The 454-nt window shown below is 58.4% G+C and carries 1 pseudogene; it reads right to left on the bottom strand.

Annotated elements, in window-relative coordinates:
* A pseudogene (locus PVA19_RS22305) lies at positions 1-454 on the bottom strand (ice nucleation-like protein); the annotation flags it as partial.

The raw sequence follows: 454 nt of genomic DNA, 5'->3' as shown, positions 1-454 counted from the left end.
CAGAGCGTTCAGCTGCGACGTAGACATCACGGCGATCTGCGCCTTGTTCAGTGCTGCCGCACTTGTGCTGCTCAAGTTTGTCAGAGCCGCTGCAGAAAGGCCTGAGATAGCCTTGGTGCTGAGTGATGCAACCTCTCCAGTGGAGAAGAGAGCGAGTTCTGCGCTGTCAAGCGTTGCCAGTTGGGCAGAGCTTAGTGCGGCGATCTGGGTGGAGTTCAGCGCATCGATCTGGCTGGTCGTCATTGCTGCGAACTGCGTCGTGGTCAGGGCTGCTGCCTGTGTCGCGCTCAGGTTTGCGATGTTGCCGGTGGTCAACTTGCTGACGGTGATGCCAGCCAGTGCCTGGACGCTGATAGCCTTGACTTCATCGCTGGAGAAGGTGTTGAGCGCATCGGAAGACAGAGCGTTCAGCTGCGACGTAGACATCACGGCGATCTGCGCCTTGTTCAGTGCT

Origin of the sequence: Agrobacterium sp. CNPSo 3708 (assembly GCF_028674915.1) — a bacterium.
Taxonomy (GTDB): Bacteria; Pseudomonadota; Alphaproteobacteria; order Rhizobiales; family Rhizobiaceae; genus Agrobacterium; species Agrobacterium cavarae.
This window is presented reverse-complemented; position numbering and strand designations above follow the sequence as displayed.